Genomic DNA, 16,457 nt, shown 5'->3' with positions numbered 1-16,457 from the left:
TGTTTAAGGGTGATACCTTAAAAAATTACAGCCCCTTACTTTTATTTTTTATCAAACATTATCTCATCATCAACTACCGACTTAACCACATGGACATGCAGCCACTCGTCAGGGATTAAGTCGAATAAATCTTTGTTTAATATGGTAAAGTCAGCTTTATATCCTTCTTTAATTAACCCCATTTCCTTTTCTTTCCCAACTGCCATTGCACTACCTATAGTAAATAGCTGCAAGGCCTGAAATAAACTTAGTTTTTCATGGGGAATATAGCCATCGTGCTTTTCCTCAGGCTTCCGTCTCGTTACAGCTGCATGGATTCCTAATAAAGGATCCACAGGCTCTATAGGTGCATCAGATCCACTGGCACACATTAAGCCTTCTTCTAATAAGGTCTTCCATGCAAAAGAGGAATCCAACCTTTTATTCCCTAGTCTTTCAGCAACCCAAGGAAAGTCAGCTGCCACAAATCTAGGTTGAATATCCAAAACAACCGCCAACTCCTTCAACCGTTGAATAAGGTCGTCTCTTGTAACTTGTAGGTGTATTAAACGATCTCTTTTTCCTGCAGGAGGCGGGTATTTTTCTATGGCTTCAATGGCGTATTCCAAAGCTAGATCACCAATAACATGGATAGCTACAGGCATGTCCATTTTTCTTGCACTATGAACAATCTTCTGTAAATTATCTTTAGAGTGGATTGCTACACCATTTGTACTAGGGTCGTCTGAATAAGGCTCACTTAATAGGGCCGTTGTTCCTCCAAGTGCTCCGTCGGCAAAGATTTTCACCGAATTTAATTGAACATATGGTTTATCCTTATTGATCTTATCTATTCCCATTTTTAAAATAATTGGAGCTGCTTCATGATGAACAAGGAGCTCGGTCCGAAATTTAAACTTTTCTCCGTCGATCAATTCATAGAATGAATTTAAGGTTTCAATTGGGTCACCATAATAATTTAAATCTTCTGTATGTCCCCCTACAAATCCTTTGGAATATAAGTCTTCGAGTGATGTTTTTAATGCTTTCTTCACATATGTAAAATCCTGCTCCGGCATTACGTTTTTTACTAAATCTTGTGCATGATCAAGCAAATAACCGGTTGGTATTCCATGATTATCCCTTACTATTATACCGCCAGGAGGATCAGGTGTCTCAGCATCAATATATGCTAACTGTAATCCATAGGAGTTGGTTACTGAAGCATGACGACAAACCCTTGAAAGGATAATCGGATGATCTGTTGTTACCTCATCTAATATATGACGGTCTCTAATTTTACCTCCAAACCACAGTGATCCCACCAACATTTCCTCCAAAGTTGTGCTATTATATTTCTTACCAATTTCCAATCATTTCTATCATACAAACAATCTATTCTAAAATCAAAGATGTCTTACTCATCGTAAGGATAGCAGCTGTTATTTTTTTAAATTATACCGAATCCGTTACAGGCGGTCCAATTACGCCTAAATAACAGCCCACGTCCTGGTTCCGCGGGCAACACTTCAAAGAACGATGCTTCGTCGAGTATTCTTCGAAGAGTGCTCGTCGTTTGAGTTGCCGCCTTTCACCCCTTCGAATATCAAAAAACATTAATCTATATTGAAAAGAACCTATAATTAAAATAAGGGATACCCCGGTGAAGAGGTATCCCTAAATCCATTTAATATTATTATTGTTGTGTTCCACCAAGTTGTTGTTCAGCCATAGATACAAGACGCTTAGTGATTTCTCCACCTACAGATCCGTTTGCACGAGCTGTAGCGTCAGCACCAAGTTGAACACCAAACTCTTGAGCAATTTCATATTTCATTTGATCCAACGCTTGTTGGACACCAGGGACTAATAATTGGTTAGAACTATTGTTGTTCGCCATGTTTTTCACCTCCCTTGTACTCATAGAATGTGTACATTCCGAAAGAAAATACATGGAGAACAAGGGATTTTTCATGCCAATTTTATCCGATAATACTAAAATAAGTCTTGAATTTCTTCATCGAGCTTTTTCTCAGCACTGATGTGTATGGTTTCTACTCTTTCTACTGCATCTTTCACATAGAAATCGATATCTAAATCTTGCTCATATAAGTTTGTTTTATCCCTTTTCGGTTTTGTTTTTGTTTCAGGCGGCAAAAAGATGGTACAACAATCCTCATAGGGTAGGATAGACAAATCGTATGTCCCAATTTTTCTAGCTATTTCAATAACATCAAGTTTATCTGTTGTAATTAGTGGACGAAGAATTGGAAAATTCGTTACTTCGTTTATTGTATACATACTATCTAACGTTTGGCTTGCAACTTGACCAAGACTTTCTCCATTAACTATGGCAAGGGCCTGGTTTTTCACAGCAACTTGTTCTGCAATTCTTAGCATAAATCTACGCATTACCGTCATTTCATATTTATCTGGGACATGCTGATGTATTGCTTTTTGAGCCTCTGTAAAGGGCACAATATGAAGCTTCATACTTCCGCCATATCTTGTTAATACACGAGCTAAATCCTCCACCTTTTGACGGGCTCTTTCATTCGTAAATGGAGGACTATGAAAGTGAATTGCTTCTAGTCGAACCCCCCTCTTTAAAGCAAGGTATCCTGCTACGGGACTGTCAATACCACCAGAAAGCATTAACATAACCTTCCCAGCAGTACCAACAGGTAATCCTCCACTTCCCTTTATCGTCTTGCATAGAATATATGCTGCTTCTTCCCGAATTTCTACTCTTACTTCAACATCGGGATTATGGACATTTACTGTAATATTCTTCGTATTACGGAGTACATGGGATCCAATTTCATAATTTAATTGTTGGGAGCGATGGGGATAACCTTTATTTACCCTTTTCACTGATACCTTAAAAGTTCCTGTTTCATCCGGAAGGGCATCCTTTACTGCCCATAAGGCAGCATTATTTATTTTTTCCTGGTCTAATTCTATTTTTAACGAAGGACTAAAGGAATATATTCCAAAAACCTCCTGCAACCTCTCCGATACTGCTTCTTCATCTGTACCATGAAGTTCAACAAAGATTCTACCAAAGGAGCGCTGCACCTTTACATTCGGGAACTCCTTTAAAGCTCTTTTTATATTTTCGTGAAGTTTTCTTTCAAATTCCTTACGATTTTTTCCCTTAAGTGCCAACTCCGCGTAACGAACTAAAATATGATCATACATCATCTTATTTTTCTACCACCTTTTTTAACATCTTTACAATAGAGTTAAATTCTTCTACAAATTTTTCAGCTTCTTCCATTGTATTGTCGTACGTAAAGGATAAGCGTATGGCGCTCGCTGCCGTTTCTTCATCGCATCCCATTGCTAACAATACTTTACTTGGATCCGTTTGTTTAGAGGAGCATGCTGATTTGGTTGATACATATATTCCTTTTTCTCCTAATGCTTGGACCATCACTTCAGGTTTTACTCCAACAACGGATAAGTTCAAAATGTGTGGCGCCCTTTCTTTAGGAGAATTAATGACTACCCCAGGAATTTTCTTACACTCCGATTCAATAAATTTGTTTATCTTATTAATTTTGCTTAATTCTTTGGAACGTTCAAGAACTAAGCGTAGGGCTTTAACCATGGCTGCTGCCCCTGGGACATTTTCCGTACCTGCTCGTACCCCTCTTTCCTGACTTCCCCCCGTTAATAAAGGGGTTAATCTTACTGCCTCTCGGACAAATAGTATTCCAGATCCTTTAAGTCCATGAAATTTATGTGCCGACATACTGCATAAATCAATTTTAGCTTCATGAAATTGAAGGGGGACCTTTCCTACTCCCTGTACATGATCAACATGAAAAAGAAGCTTAGGATAACGAGAAAGTAGCTGACCAATTTCATAAATAGGTTGAATCGAACCTACTTCATTATTTACATGGATAAGGGAAACAAGTATCGTTTCTTCCGTTAGGGCTGACGCTACTTGATCTTTTGTAATTCTACCGTTGTTATCTGCCTCTATGTATGTAACCTTAAACCCTTCCTTTTCCAATTGATGAAAGGTCTCTAAAGTAGAAGCATGTTCTATATTACTGGTTATAAGATGTTTTCCCCTTTTTTTATGGAGATTTGCAGTGCCTTTTATGGCTAAATTATTCCCCTCTGTGCCACCGGACGTAAACAGGATTTCATTTGGGCTCACATGAAGTAATTTGGCCGTCACTTCTCTCCCCTGTGTTAACAGTCTTTCCGCTGCCTTCCCTAATGGATGGAGGGAGGATGGATTACCAAAGTAATCAATTGCTACCTTAGTATACGTATCGATGGCTTCCTTATATGGTTTTGTTGTTGCACTATTATCAAAATAAATCATAGGAACGCTGCTCCTTTTTCATATATAAAAAGTATAGAATATCGGAAGTTCTATGGCGTTTAGGCTTTCTAACAACAATTTATCTTAACATATTGTAGATTATATCAACAATATTAGTTATCAGTATTAATGTTTCCATAAAGGGCGAAATGCTTACATTACCTTTGGTTCTACCCTGAGAATTCGAATCTGGTTGTCATTCGCTACGGTCTGCTCCTGCGATTACTCGTCGCAAAATGCTTTCACTCCCTTTCCGCAGACGACCTGTCAAGCCCCCACGGGCTTTGCCCTGTGTGGTCTTGGCTTGCTCGTTCTTCCGCAGGAGTGTCGTGGACCTTCGCTCATTCTTAACGATAAACATAGCTATTTTCATTCTCCATGGTGCAAAATTTCACTTCCATGGGGGTCTACATAATTATTTACTTTGAAAACAAAATAATATCAGGAGGGGGTTTTCCAATGAATGAACGTGATTTTTCCACAAGGGATACCATTACAATTGGGTTAATGATGTTTGCTTTGTTTTTAGGGGCGGGTAATTTAATCTTCCCCCCAGCTTTAGGACAAGCAGCCGGTACGTCTGTCTGGATAGCAACGATTGGTTTTTTAGTTACGGGTGTAGGACTGCCTATTTTAGCCATTATTGCAATTGCTAAATCAGGTGGGGATTTACAAAAAATCTCTCAAAAGGTTGGGCCCACATTTGCCATTTTCTTTCCACTAGCAGTCTATTTAGCTATTGGTCCTTTATTTGGTATACCAAGAACTGGATCTGTGGCCTTTGAAATTGGACTGTTTCCTTATATTGGAGAAAGGTCCCTGACGTTATTTTTATTCCTTTTTACTCTTATCTTTTTTGGCCTTAGTTTTTGGCTAAGCTTAAATCCATCGAAATTAGTGGGAAGGATAGGTAAAATTATTACACCCATTATTGTTGCTATACTCGGATTATTGACTATTATGGGGATTTCCCAACCAATGGGGGGACCAAATGCACCTATAGAAGGGTATGAGCAATTTGCCTTTTTTCAAGGATTCCAAGAAGGGTATTTTACAATGGATGCTATCGGAGCCTTAGTGTTTGGTATTGTTATTATTACACGAATGAAAGAACGGGGATTAACCACTCATGCTGCTACAGTAAAAAGGGCCACTCAAGTAGGTATTATTGCAGGAACAGGTCTTATGCTAGTTTACCTTTCCCTAGCCTTCTTAGGTGCAACCAGTGTTTCCATTGTAGGATATCAAAACAATGGTGGAGTTATTTTAACTGGGATTTCTGAACATTTATTAGGATTTCTTGGTTTAATTTTACTATCTATTGTCATAACTATGGCATGCCTTACCACATCTGTGGGATTAATTTCTGCCTTTGGAGAATACGTTCAAAAAACAATACCCAAAATTCCTTATCCCCTTTCTATCGGTGTAGTTACATTATTTAGTTTTCTAATGTCAAATCTTGGTTTAACACAGCTTCTACAATTTTCTCTACCTATGCTCATAATGCTCTATCCCGTGGCAATTGTATTGGTAATAATGACAATTTTTAAAGACCTTTTCCATGAAAATTCTTTAGTGTTTAAAGGGGCGGTATTGGGAGCGGCCCTGATCAGTATTCCTGATGGACTAAGTCAAACAGCATTGTTAGGGAATTATATAGAGCCATTAATCACTCCTTTACCTCTAGCAGGTATGGGGGTTGCATGGATTATCCCCGCAATTATCGGAGGGGTAATCGGCGGTTTCATTTCCAACAGGTGGAGAATGGCTGAAAATTAAGAAGAGGGTGAGTCAAAAGGTGTTTTTTAACCTTTTGACTCACCCTCCAAAGACACCCAATTTTTAGCTTGTTGTTTGAGGACTTTGATAGTTTGATACCTTTTCCAATACGTCTGGGTCTATTGGTTCGATTGCCATAAGTGCTTTTTCCAGTGCTTCCTCATACTCATAATGTCTAAAGTAGTCTTCTGCTTGAAGTAACTGGATATTTAACTGATCATTTTGTCTTCGGTATCGATTTCCGTACTGTATTACCCTTTCAGCTAGTGAAGCTTCTTCAATGACCTTCAATAGCTTTTCAATACATTGCTCAACATGCTCTTTAGCCTCGTCAACCTTAATCATTACTTCCTCTATAGCTAAAGGAAGCTCGTTTAACTTTTCGGATGCAAGATACAATGCCCTTTCCGCTTCATCTAATTCCAACAACAAAGCTTCTGGTACACCTGGAAGATTACTTTTCTTTAATTTCTTATGACCGAATAGAAGTTTTTCCTTCAGCTGTAGAAGTGTTTCCTCCGCTGTTCTCTCGTCTCTTCGCAGGTGATTTAACCGTTCACGGGCTTCTTCCATTTCCTTTTCAACTTGCCTAAGTTTTCCTTGGAAATCTTGAAGAACTTCTCTAAGGGCTGTATAAGATTGCTTTTGTTCTTGAACTGTATCTAAAATAACTGCATATTGATTTGTCAAATCTTTTAATCCTTTATCCAGCTTTAATTGTTTCCGATCTTCTTCTTCGGAAATTCGGTAGCTCATTTTTACCATTTCTGTATCTACACGGAGCTCTTGATATTCATTTGGCAAAATTTCCATCCGACCTTGAAGATGTGGAAGCTCCTTCTCCACCTGTTGTCTTGAAATTACCTCTTGTTCTAATTTCTCGTATATATCATCAATTTCCTTTTGGATAAATTCGATTGGTTCAACAGCTTCATTCAGTTTCAAATTTTCAACTAAAGGGAGGATTGCCAGCAGTCTTCTTTTCATTTCAGCAGTCTGCCATTTAAAAGAAAAGTGCTCCAAGTTATACCCATTTTGTTCCATTTCCAATAATCCTTTGTTTAAATCTTCTATTTGTTTTGGCAATTCTTTATCAATCAGTACTAGGTATTGAGGGGTTTTTTCCATCATTTCATTTAAATACTTTAGTTCTTCTTGTAGATGAAATAAAATTTCCCTTGCCTGAAGATAGTTACCCTTTTCTGTTTCCTCATCAAAGGAATGAAACTTCTCTTGAGCACTCTTCAATCTCCTTTCGATGGAAGTACCGGTATTTCCTAGAGTTCCTTTTTGAGCCCATAGCTTTTTCTTTGTTTCTTGGAAGAGATCTTTTACAGAATGAATATCTTGACGATTTTGTTCTTCACTTTGCACCAACTGATCTACTTCTGCAACCATTTCATGAAGGTGATCTTTAATTTTTTTAAGTTCATCGTCAACGAACCTTGCAACACGTTTTGCCTTATTAAAACGATATTTATTGGCCAATTCTTCTATATCAAATAATTTTTCTTCTATGTTAGGAAGCTGCACTGTTACAATTTCATCCCAAGCTGACCTCCATTCCTCAAAACGTTCTTCTGTCTCTCCAGACATTTTAAGTCCCTTAATTTTAGAGAGTTCCTCCGTTACAGGTTCATTCATAAGCTGAATTTTCTTACTCTCTAGTTTATCCACTTCTTTATAAATACTTCTCCTCGACCATGCCCCATAAATAACAATGACTATTACTAAGACAATTAATCCATAAACGATAAACATAAACATGAGGCCTCCATTCCAACTAAATCCGTATATGTATTTTTTAGCATTCAAATTATAAACTTCGACAAAGTTATCAAGCAGACTGTATAATGAATAAAATTACTTCTTACATTTTAACATACAAAATGACGTAATTATTTACAAAATATATCTTTTTTTATCATTTTCCACCCTTTTTTTTATCCCTAATAAATCTTAAATATAAAAAATGGAGTGTTAACGATGTACATAAAAGATGGTCATATCCATAGCCCCTATTGTCCCCACGGCACAACAGACCCTTTTGAAAAATATATAAAGAAGGCCATTCATTTAGGCTATAACGAAATGACCTTTACAGAGCATGCTCCATTGCCAAAAGGATTTAAGGACCCCGTACCGCAAATGGACAGTGCTATGTCTTTGGAACAGCTAGAATTTTATTTCCAAGCAGTAAAAGAGCTGCAAGTAAAATATGAAAAAATAATAAAAATTAATGTCGGTCTAGAAATTGATTTTATTGAAGGTTTCGAAGAAGAAACAGAACAACTTTTAAATAAATGGGGACATGAACTGGATGATGCAATACTTTCAGTTCATTTTCTAAAGTGTTCTCGTGCCAATCGATATATATGTTTAGATTATTCTCCTTCCGCCTTTGAAAGCTTAATCGATGAATATTCTACCCTTGAAGGAGTGTATGAGAAGTATTATCGAACAATTGAATTATCCATTACTTCTAATTTAGGTAAATATAAACCGAATAGAATAGGACATATTACCCTTGTCCGAAAGTTTCAAAGGCGTTTCCCACGCTCTTTTGATGATAGTCATTATATAATAAACACCCTGAATTCTGTAAATGATCGGGGACTCACCCTTGATATTAATGGTGCTGGCCTCCTCAAACCACTTTGCAGGGAATTTTACCCTCCACTAGAATGGGTGAAAATGGCAGCATCCATTGGCATCCCTCTAGTTTATGGGTCAGATGCACATTCTGCTGAACAATTGGGAGAAGGCCTTGAGGAATTTTATAACCTCATTAATTATTAACACTATTAGTTATAGAATCTTTAAAATGGGTGGCAACCCAATTTGCCAGTTCAGAGAAGTATTCATCGAGAAAATTATTTTCATGTGGCATTAAATGGTAAACCTCACGAATATACTGTGGGTGAAGAAAGGGCAACGTTAACATCCCCCTTAATTGCAGTACAAAATATTCACTGGGAAGGGTATGCATTTCACCCTTCTCATAGCCTAATTGTAGAATTGTTTGGAATAAATGTTTTTCCTTTGCTAAATAGGTTGTCATCAGTTCCCTGACTAAAGTTGTGTCTAAAGTTATTTCACGGTGAACAAAACGGGCAAGATGATGCTTGTTTTGCTGATAAACCATAACATCCCAAATGGCATTCAATAGACAATCATATGCTGTATCTTCTTTATTTTCCACCCTATAGACTTGTCTTTCTATTTCTTCTACATACCCTTCAAGGAAGCCTGTAATCAATTCTTCCAGCAAACCCTGTTTACTCCCAAAATAATAGGAGATAAGAGCCACATTACACTCTGCATGCCTGGCAATATCTCTCACAGATGTTCCTGAATAACCTTGTACATTAAATAACTCTATAGCTGCCTTTATTACCTTTTCCATTGATGCCTTCTTGCCCATTTAGCACTCACCACCCTTTTACATTCAAACATATTGATGAAATGATTACTTCCGTTCCCATCTACAAGAAAGAAATTATTTCCCCCACAAACTAAGGATATGGTATACTTTTCAAAACACAGCAAAGGGGGTTACACTATGTTTCAAACAAAAAATTATACTGGAACGTTACCTGAACAGTATGAAACATTAAGTAAGCAGTTAGAGGCTCTCCTAGAAGGAGAAACTGACCATATCTCACACTTAAGTAATGCATCTGCATTATTAAACTATTTTTTAGATGATGTCAATTGGGTTGGATTTTACTTATGGAAAAATAATGAACTTGTCCTCGGACCATTTCAAGGACTGCCAGCCTGTGTCCGTATCCCAAACGGTAAGGGAGTTTGCGGTACTTCAGCCAACGAAAGAAAAACCCTACGTGTGAAAGATGTTCATGAATTCCCAGGACATATTGCCTGTGATGCTGCATCTAATTCGGAAATTGTAGTACCAATGATAAAAAATGATCAACTATTAGGTGTACTGGATATTGATAGTCCTTTAAAGGATCGCTTTTCCGAGGAGGATCAAAAGGGCCTTGAGTTATTTGTGAATACATTGGTACGTTTCCTTTAGGAAACATAGGAATAATTCATTTCTACGGTTTGTCAATGGTTAGAACACCATTGACAAACGTTTTTTATCATCATTTTCCCCTACTTCCCCCAATTCCAAAATAAAGGTAATGTTATTTCTATTTCTTAAATTATGTAAACTTCATATCTGACCTATCTATATGGTATAACAAAAATGTTCCTTTCTGTTAATCAATTAAAAATAAAATTTCAATTTATTTTTTTTATTTTCTTGACTTCTAACCTCAAAAATTATACACTGTAATTTGTGCAAATAAGACAGCCAAGGTAAGCTTCATATTGTTCATTTTATTCCCGTTTGATAGCACTATATTAAGTGCTGGCGTTGTGGTTTTCGCCGCAGAGTCATCTCTCTGCTAAAAAACGAGGTGTACCGCGTAACCTCTAGCTGTCGAGGCGAAGGTGCATGAAAGTAAAATGACTTATGAGTGAGATTACCACTGTTATTTATTTTCACTAATTTTTTAAATAAAAGGAGGAGCTAATAATGGCTCGATATACTGGACCAAGTTGGAAGCTTTCCCGTCGCTTAGGAATTTCTTTAAGCGGAACTGGAAAAGAGCTTCAAAAACGCCCTTACGGACCGGGGGAACACGGACCGAACCAACGTAAGAAAGTATCTGAATACGGACAACAACTTCAAGAGAAGCAAAAGCTTCGTCACATGTACGGAATGAACGAGCGTCAATTCCGTAAATTATTTGACCAAGCTGGTAAATTAAAAGGTATCCATGGTGAGAACTTCATGATTCTTCTTGAGTCTCGCTTAGATAACCTAGTTTACCGTTTAGGACTTGCTCGTACTCGTCGTCAAGCTCGTCAACTTGTAAACCATGGACACGTTACTGTAGATGGACAACGTGTAGACATTCCATCTTACAGAGTAGCACCAGGACAAGTTATTGGACTACGTGAAAAATCTCGTAACCTTGATATTGTTAAAGATGCAACAGAAGTAAACGACTTCGTTCCTGCATACCTTGACTTCAACGCTGACGCTTTAGAAGGTACGTATACTCGTCTTCCAGAGCGTTCTGAGCTACCAGCTGAAATCGCTGAGCAGTTAATCGTTGAGTTCTACTCAAGATAATAATAGTAGATTGAATAAACAGCATTCCAGTGCTTTTGGTACTTGGAGTGTTGTTTTTTTTAAAACTAACTCAGGAATCTGCATTGTGAATCTAGTCATCTTGCTTACGCCAATTCACTTGTTAACTCGTTTTCGCGCTTCTATACAGCTTTTTGTAACGCGAACTAACCTTGCTTCTTATTTTTCGCGTTTCAACAACGCTCTTTGTTACGCGAGCTAACCTTTATTCTGACTTTTCACGTTTCAACAACGCCTAAAGAAAACGCGAACTCGGCTTTACGCTTAAAGTTCGCGCCTCTCTATGCTTCTATACAACTCCTACTCGTATCGCACCAAATAAAATTTCTTTTTCCCGCGTCGAATAATTGTAAACTGACCGTCAATTTTATCTTCGTGCTCCATCACTTTGTCCATCTCTTGGCAGCGATCACCATTAATGTAAACAGCTCCATTTTTAATATCTTCCCTAGCCTGGCGCTTAGAAGGAGAAATGCCTGCTTCCACTAATAAATCCACTAACCCAATTTCAGAATCATTCACAGTATGGGATGGAACATCTTTAAACCCTTGTAAGACTTCAGCTGCAGTTAATTGCTTTAAGTCTCCGCCACCAAATAAAGCTGTACTAATTTTCTCCGCTTGCTTTAAGGCTGCTTCACCGTGAACAAATTTTGTTAACTCCTCGGCTAAACGTTTTTGTGCAGCTCGCTCGTGAGGACGCTCCTGAACTTCCACTTCCAATGCTTCAATTTCTTCTTTAGATAGGAACGTAAAGTACTTTAAGAATTTCACCACATCTTGGTCTTCCGTATTAATAAGGAATTGATAGAACTCGTAAGGAGATGTTTTTTCGGGATCAAGCCAAATTGCTCCTCCCTCAGTCTTCCCAAACTTTGTTCCATCAGATTTCGTCACTAAAGGAATAGTGAAACCAAATGCCTTGGCTCGCTCATCATCTTCTTGCCCGGACATTTTTCTAATAAGCTCTAAACCTGCCGTAATGTTCCCCCACTGGTCGCTCCCTCCGATTTGCAGTTTGCAGTTCTCTTCCTTGAATAGCTGGTAAAAATCATAGGACTGTAAAATCATGTAGCTAAACTCAGTAAATGAGATTCCAGAAGCTATTCTTGATTCTACAGAATCCTTAGCTAGCATGTAGTTTAAACCAAAGTTTTTACCAACATCTCTTAAAAAGTCAATGACGGACATGGATCCGATCCAATCATAGTTGTTTACAAGCTTAGCTCCATCCTCTCCTCCAAAATCAAGGAAACGGGAAAGCTGACCTTTAATTTTATTACTAAACTCTTCGACAACACCTTGTTCATTCAACGTTCTTTCTGCTTTTTTACCACTTGGGTCACCAATTAGTCCAGTGGCTCCACCTACTAGGGCTAATGGCTTATGTCCAGCTAATTGGAAGCGGCGTAACATCAAAATCGTAAGTAAATGTCCGATATGGAGGCTGTCTCCTGTTGGATCGAATCCACAGTATAAAGTTACTGATTCCTTTTCTAATAGTTCCGTTAAGCCTTCTTCATCTGTCATTTGATTCACTAGACCGCGAAATTGCAAATCTTCTAGTAATGTCATTTTGTTATCTCTCCTTTTAAATTGTACATATTGAAAAAATCTCCAGTAACTAAAAAAACTCCTCCCTAAAAATAGGGACGAGTTAATCGCGTTACCACCCTGATTGAAAGCATCGTTAACAAAAATCACAAAGCTTCCCACTCAAATAGAGTTAACGCCTCATCTACGTTCTTTTTTTCAAAGAAAACTCCAAGGTTGTAATTCGTTTACGCCTTTGTACGGTTTGCAGCAACCACCGATTCTCTGTGACAGGGAGACGGAAACTTGTTGATCCTCTTCAACGTCTGTATTAATGTAAAACTTTCTTGATGTTAAATATTTATCATATGACAAGCCATATTGTCAACTCCCTTCATGATTTCTATTAAGTTTTCTACTAAACATACCTTTATTTATGCTATAATTATCATGACTTTTTAGGAGGTATTTGTTATGAGCAATCATCGTTTTTCTTTTAATAAAATATTCGAACGGAAAGAAACGTTATTTATTTTTAAAGGTATTCGCATTACATCACAAGTAGTTTGGAATTTATTTTTAATATTTGCAACGCTCACGTTAATGTTTATTTTTTTCGTGGGAGGAGCAGGGGCTGGATACTTTGCATCCTTAGTTGTGGATGAACCAGTTCGAAGCTATGAAGACATGAAACGGGACATATATGATTATGAAGAGGCCACAGAAATATACTTTGCAAACGAGATTTATTTAGGTGACCTCCCTAGTCCTTTAGAACGTCGAGAAGTTTCATTGGACGAGATTTCACAATACGTGATTGATGCAGTTATTGCTACAGAAGATGAGTACTTTTTTGAACATCAAGGAATTGTTCCAAAAGCACTATTAAGGGCTGTTTATCAAGATTTTTCCAATGCAGCAATGCAAACAGGTGGAAGTACACTAACACAACAGTTAATTAAGAACCAAATACTTACTAGCGAGGTAACCCATGACCGTAAAGCAGTAGAAATTCTCCTTGCACTAAGGCTAGAGCACTTTTTTGATAAAGAGGAAATTCTAGAAGCTTACCTAAATGTAGTTCCTTTTGGTCGTAACTCATCTGGTACACAGATCGCTGGTGTACAAGCGGCTGCACAAGGAATTTTTGGAGTAAATGCTAAGGATTTAAATCTACCACAAGCAGCGTTTATCGCAGGTTTACCACAAAGTCCCTTTGCTTATACTCCGTTTATCCGCAGAGATGGGGAAGTTGTAGTGAAAGATAATCTGGATCCTGGTCTAAATAGAATGCAAACTGTTTTAAATCGTATGCTTTCTGCTGGAATGATTACAGAGGAGGAGCACCGAGATGCTTCTGCCTATGATATTACTGAAGATTTCATTGGACCTCAAAGCAGCAGTATTGAAGACTATCCTTTCATTACAGATGAAGTTCGTCGTCGTGCACGGGAAATAATAGCGAAAGTTCTAATGGAAGAAGCTGGGGTTGACTTAGATGAAATTGAAGATGAAAATCAAAGAAGACTGCTAGAAACAAGATATAGAGAAGAAGCAGCTCGTGCACTTCAACGAAATGGTTACCGAATTTACACAACCGTAGACAAAGAAATATATGATGCCCACGTAAGGGTGGTTCAGGAGTTTCAACACTTTGGACCAAATAAAACTAGAAGGGTAACAGATGAACAAGGGGAAGAAGTGGATAAAATTTATATCGAGGAAGCGGGTTCTGTTCTCATTGAAAACTCCACAGGTAGGATTTTAAGCTTTGTTCCAGGGAGGGACTACGACATTCAGCAGTATAACCATGCTACTGTTGCCGATCGTCATATAGGGTCCACTATGAAACCATTACTCACCTATGCTATAGGATTTGAAACAGGGATTATACAACCTGGAACAATTACACCTGATATTCCTCATTCCTACAGTGATGGTACACCTGTAAATAACTTTGACCGCAGACACTTAGGCTTTATGACGGCACGTGAGGCACTGCAGCGTTCAAGAAATATCCCTGCAGTTAGGGAAGCAGCTAAAATCCCACACGATGTTAGGCGTTCAACATTAGGGAACTTCGGATTGGAAAGCTTTTTCCCCGATGATTCTAGTTTCCCACACGAGGCTACAGCTTTAGGAACCTTAAACCTGACAGTAGAGGCAACGACAAATGCCTACTCTGTTTTCGCTAACGAAGGTCATTATATTGAAAGCTACATGATAGAAAGAATAGAAACCTCTAACGGAGAAGTTATTTTTGAACACGAATCGGAAACAAATGAAGTATTATCACCACAGACCAATTATTTAATGATAGATATGATGAGGGACGTCATATACCGTTCCCCAGGTACTGCTACGGGAATTCCATCATTATTAAATTTCTCAGCCGATTGGGCAGGGAAAACTGGTACATCAAACGACTTTGTAGATTCATGGTTTGTTGCATTTAACCCTAATGTTTCTTTAGGAGTATGGATAGGGTATGATGATACAAGGTTGAGAGTTGAGCAAAACTACCAGGGGTTAACCTATGGGCAACGAACACAAAGGCTATGGGCAGCACTTGCAAATGCCGCCTATGAAGTTAATCCAGATTTAATGGCACCTTCTCATCGCTTTGAGTCACCAGGAGGTATTGTTCGACAATCTATTTGCGGTATTTCTGGAAAGCTCCCTTCAGATCTTTGCCGTGAAGCCGGACTAGTTACCACAGATTTGTTTAATTCCAGATTTGTTCCAACGGAAATTGATGATAGTTTAGAAAGGGTCAATTACGTCCGTGTCGACGGGGATTACTTTAAGGCTCTTGATTCCACCCCGTCAGAATTTACTAAGGCTGGTATCTCAGTAAAAGAAGAATATTTCGATTTCGGTGAAGACGTTGATATTATGGAATTTCTTCCGAATAATTGGGATGCTTTAATTCCAGATATTGATGCTCCTGATAACGGAAAAACTCCTGATCAGCTTACATCTTTAACTGCGTCAAATAATTCCATTTCATGGAATGAACATCACGAAAAAGATATCATTGGCTACCGTGTTTACTATTCACCTGAGCAAGGTGTAGATTTTACTCTAGTGGACAGTGTTAGATGGGATGAATATTACTCCTATTCAGGAAATGAAGGAGCTTATTACGTTACTGCGGTGGATGTTGCCGGAAGAGAGTCTGCTCCTAGCGAACAAGTAATTATCGGTGAATACATTGATCCAGTAGCCGAGGAAGAAGAAAGGCAGAGACAAGAAGAAGAAGAAAGAAGAAGGCAAGAGGAAGAGGAAAGAAGAAACCAGGAAGATGAAGATGACGATGAAGATGATGGAAATGGAGACAATAATGGTAATGGCAATGGTAATAACGGAAATAGAAACGGAAACGGGAATGGGAATGGAAACGAAAATGGTAATGGTGACGAAAACGATGACACCACCAATGCATTCCGATGGATTTGGGCCGCAGTTATAAAAGCATTTCCGGTAAGGTTTTAAGAAATATAGACGTATGTAATGGCTTGTTGTACGCAAGAGGCTTTTGTGTAACAATATAGTAATGTATTTGCTTCGCTCGTCGCTCGCCCACTACGAGAAAAGCACTCGTAGTGGGCTTTATAAAGATTGCGACGGCTACGCAAATACATAGAG

General features: G+C 38.2%; 12 protein-coding genes and 1 other annotated feature. Of the genes, 5 read left to right on the top strand and 7 right to left on the bottom strand.

Going from position 1 to position 16,457, the window contains the following annotated elements:
* Window positions 1–41 precede the first annotated feature (41 nt).
* The 4 genes from J2S74_RS11700 to J2S74_RS11685 all read right to left on the bottom strand — a co-directional run bounded on the left by J2S74_RS11700 (window position 42) and on the right by J2S74_RS11685 (window position 4,324).
* A complete protein-coding gene (locus tag J2S74_RS11700) occupies window positions 42–1,304 on the bottom strand; it encodes an amidohydrolase (RefSeq protein ID WP_307325793.1) in 1,263 nt (420 codons plus the stop codon).
* Window positions 1,305–1,675: 371 nt separating this feature from the next.
* Complete coding sequence (locus J2S74_RS11695; protein ID WP_307325791.1) at window positions 1,676–1,879, bottom strand: alpha/beta-type small acid-soluble spore protein; 204 nt, start codon at window positions 1,877–1,879, stop codon at window positions 1,676–1,678.
* A gap of 95 nt (window positions 1,880–1,974) precedes the next feature.
* Window positions 1,975–3,183 carry a tRNA uracil 4-sulfurtransferase ThiI gene (gene thiI / locus J2S74_RS11690; protein ID WP_307325789.1) on the bottom strand — a complete coding sequence of 403 codons (1,209 nt, stop codon included), beginning with the start codon at window positions 3,181–3,183 and terminating at the stop codon, window positions 1,975–1,977.
* A 1-nt stretch (window position 3,184) separates the two neighbouring features.
* Window positions 3,185–4,324: a cysteine desulfurase family protein gene (locus J2S74_RS11685; protein WP_307325787.1), complete on the bottom strand. Its 1,140-nt coding sequence runs from the start codon at window positions 4,322–4,324 to the stop codon at window positions 3,185–3,187.
* A gap of 459 nt (window positions 4,325–4,783) precedes the next feature.
* Between J2S74_RS11685 and brnQ the strand changes: the two genes are divergently transcribed.
* Window positions 4,784–6,106, top strand: coding sequence for a branched-chain amino acid transport system II carrier protein (gene brnQ, locus J2S74_RS11680; RefSeq protein WP_307325785.1), 1,323 nt, complete (start codon window positions 4,784–4,786; stop codon window positions 6,104–6,106).
* 63 nt (window positions 6,107–6,169) lie between these two features.
* Here the strand turns inward: brnQ and ezrA are convergent, their stop codons facing one another.
* On the bottom strand, window positions 6,170–7,867 hold the full coding sequence (ezrA, locus tag J2S74_RS11675) for a septation ring formation regulator EzrA (protein ID WP_307325782.1): 1,698 nt from the start codon (window positions 7,865–7,867) through the stop codon (window positions 6,170–6,172).
* A 225-nt stretch (window positions 7,868–8,092) separates the two neighbouring features.
* On the opposite strand from ezrA, the gene hisJ reads away from it, so the two are divergent.
* Entirely contained in the window at window positions 8,093–8,905 is an 813-nt protein-coding gene (gene hisJ, locus J2S74_RS11670; protein WP_307325780.1) for a histidinol-phosphatase HisJ, read from the top strand.
* On the opposite strand, the gene refZ is transcribed toward hisJ, so the two are convergent.
* Entirely contained in the window at window positions 8,895–9,512 is a 618-nt protein-coding gene (gene refZ / locus J2S74_RS11665) for a forespore capture DNA-binding protein RefZ (RefSeq protein WP_307325778.1), read from the bottom strand. The two genes, hisJ and refZ, sit on opposite strands and share 11 nt — an antisense overlap.
* A 156-nt stretch (window positions 9,513–9,668) precedes the next feature.
* Between refZ and msrC the strand changes: the two genes are divergently transcribed.
* Both msrC and rpsD read left to right on the top strand, forming a co-directional pair.
* On the top strand, window positions 9,669–10,148 hold the full coding sequence (gene msrC, locus J2S74_RS11660; RefSeq protein ID WP_307325776.1) for a free L-methionine (R)-S-oxide reductase MsrC: 480 nt from the start codon (window positions 9,669–9,671) through the stop codon (window positions 10,146–10,148).
* Between the two features lie 507 nt (window positions 10,149–10,655).
* A complete protein-coding gene (rpsD, locus tag J2S74_RS11655; RefSeq protein ID WP_307325774.1) occupies window positions 10,656–11,258 on the top strand; it encodes a 30S ribosomal protein S4 in 603 nt (200 codons plus the stop codon).
* A gap of 318 nt (window positions 11,259–11,576) precedes the next feature.
* Here the strand turns inward: rpsD and tyrS are convergent, their stop codons facing one another.
* Window positions 11,577–12,851: a tyrosine--tRNA ligase gene (gene tyrS / locus J2S74_RS11650; RefSeq protein WP_307325772.1), complete on the bottom strand. Its 1,275-nt coding sequence runs from the start codon at window positions 12,849–12,851 to the stop codon at window positions 11,577–11,579.
* A gap of 70 nt (window positions 12,852–12,921) precedes the next feature.
* Window positions 12,922–13,141: a binding site (T-box leader), on the bottom strand.
* Between the two features lie 142 nt (window positions 13,142–13,283).
* On the opposite strand from tyrS, the gene J2S74_RS11645 reads away from it, so the two are divergent.
* Entirely contained in the window at window positions 13,284–16,304 is a 3,021-nt protein-coding gene (locus tag J2S74_RS11645) for a transglycosylase domain-containing protein (protein ID WP_307325770.1), read from the top strand.
* The last annotated feature ends 153 nt before the right edge of the window (window positions 16,305–16,457 follow it).

Source organism: Evansella vedderi, assembly GCF_030813435.1.
GTDB lineage: Bacteria > Bacillota > Bacilli > Bacillales > Salisediminibacteriaceae > Evansella > Evansella vedderi.
Note: the sequence above shows the minus strand (reverse complement) of the source record. Positions and strands in the feature narration are given on the sequence as shown.

Excerpts from the sequence above, each read along its gene's own strand:
- J2S74_RS11695 (WP_307325791.1), bottom strand. The coding sequence starts at position 1,879 with ATGGCGAACAACAATAGTTCTAACCAATTATTAGTCCCTGGTGTCCAA.
- thiI (WP_307325789.1), bottom strand. The coding sequence starts at position 3,183 with ATGATGTATGATCATATTTTAGTTCGTTACGCGGAGTTGGCACTTAAG.
- J2S74_RS11685 (WP_307325787.1), bottom strand. The coding sequence starts at position 4,324 with ATGATTTATTTTGATAATAGTGCAACAACAAAACCATATAAGGAAGCC.
- brnQ (WP_307325785.1), top strand. The coding sequence starts at position 4,784 with ATGAATGAACGTGATTTTTCCACAAGGGATACCATTACAATTGGGTTA.
- ezrA (WP_307325782.1), bottom strand. The coding sequence starts at position 7,867 with ATGTTTATCGTTTATGGATTAATTGTCTTAGTAATAGTCATTGTTATT.
- hisJ (WP_307325780.1), top strand. The coding sequence starts at position 8,093 with ATGTACATAAAAGATGGTCATATCCATAGCCCCTATTGTCCCCACGGC.
- refZ (WP_307325778.1), bottom strand. The coding sequence starts at position 9,512 with ATGGAAAAGGTAATAAAGGCAGCTATAGAGTTATTTAATGTACAAGGT.
- msrC (WP_307325776.1), top strand. The coding sequence starts at position 9,669 with ATGTTTCAAACAAAAAATTATACTGGAACGTTACCTGAACAGTATGAA.
- rpsD (WP_307325774.1), top strand. The coding sequence starts at position 10,656 with ATGGCTCGATATACTGGACCAAGTTGGAAGCTTTCCCGTCGCTTAGGA.
- tyrS (WP_307325772.1), bottom strand. The coding sequence starts at position 12,851 with ATGACATTACTAGAAGATTTGCAATTTCGCGGTCTAGTGAATCAAATG.
- J2S74_RS11645 (WP_307325770.1), top strand. The coding sequence starts at position 13,284 with ATGAGCAATCATCGTTTTTCTTTTAATAAAATATTCGAACGGAAAGAA.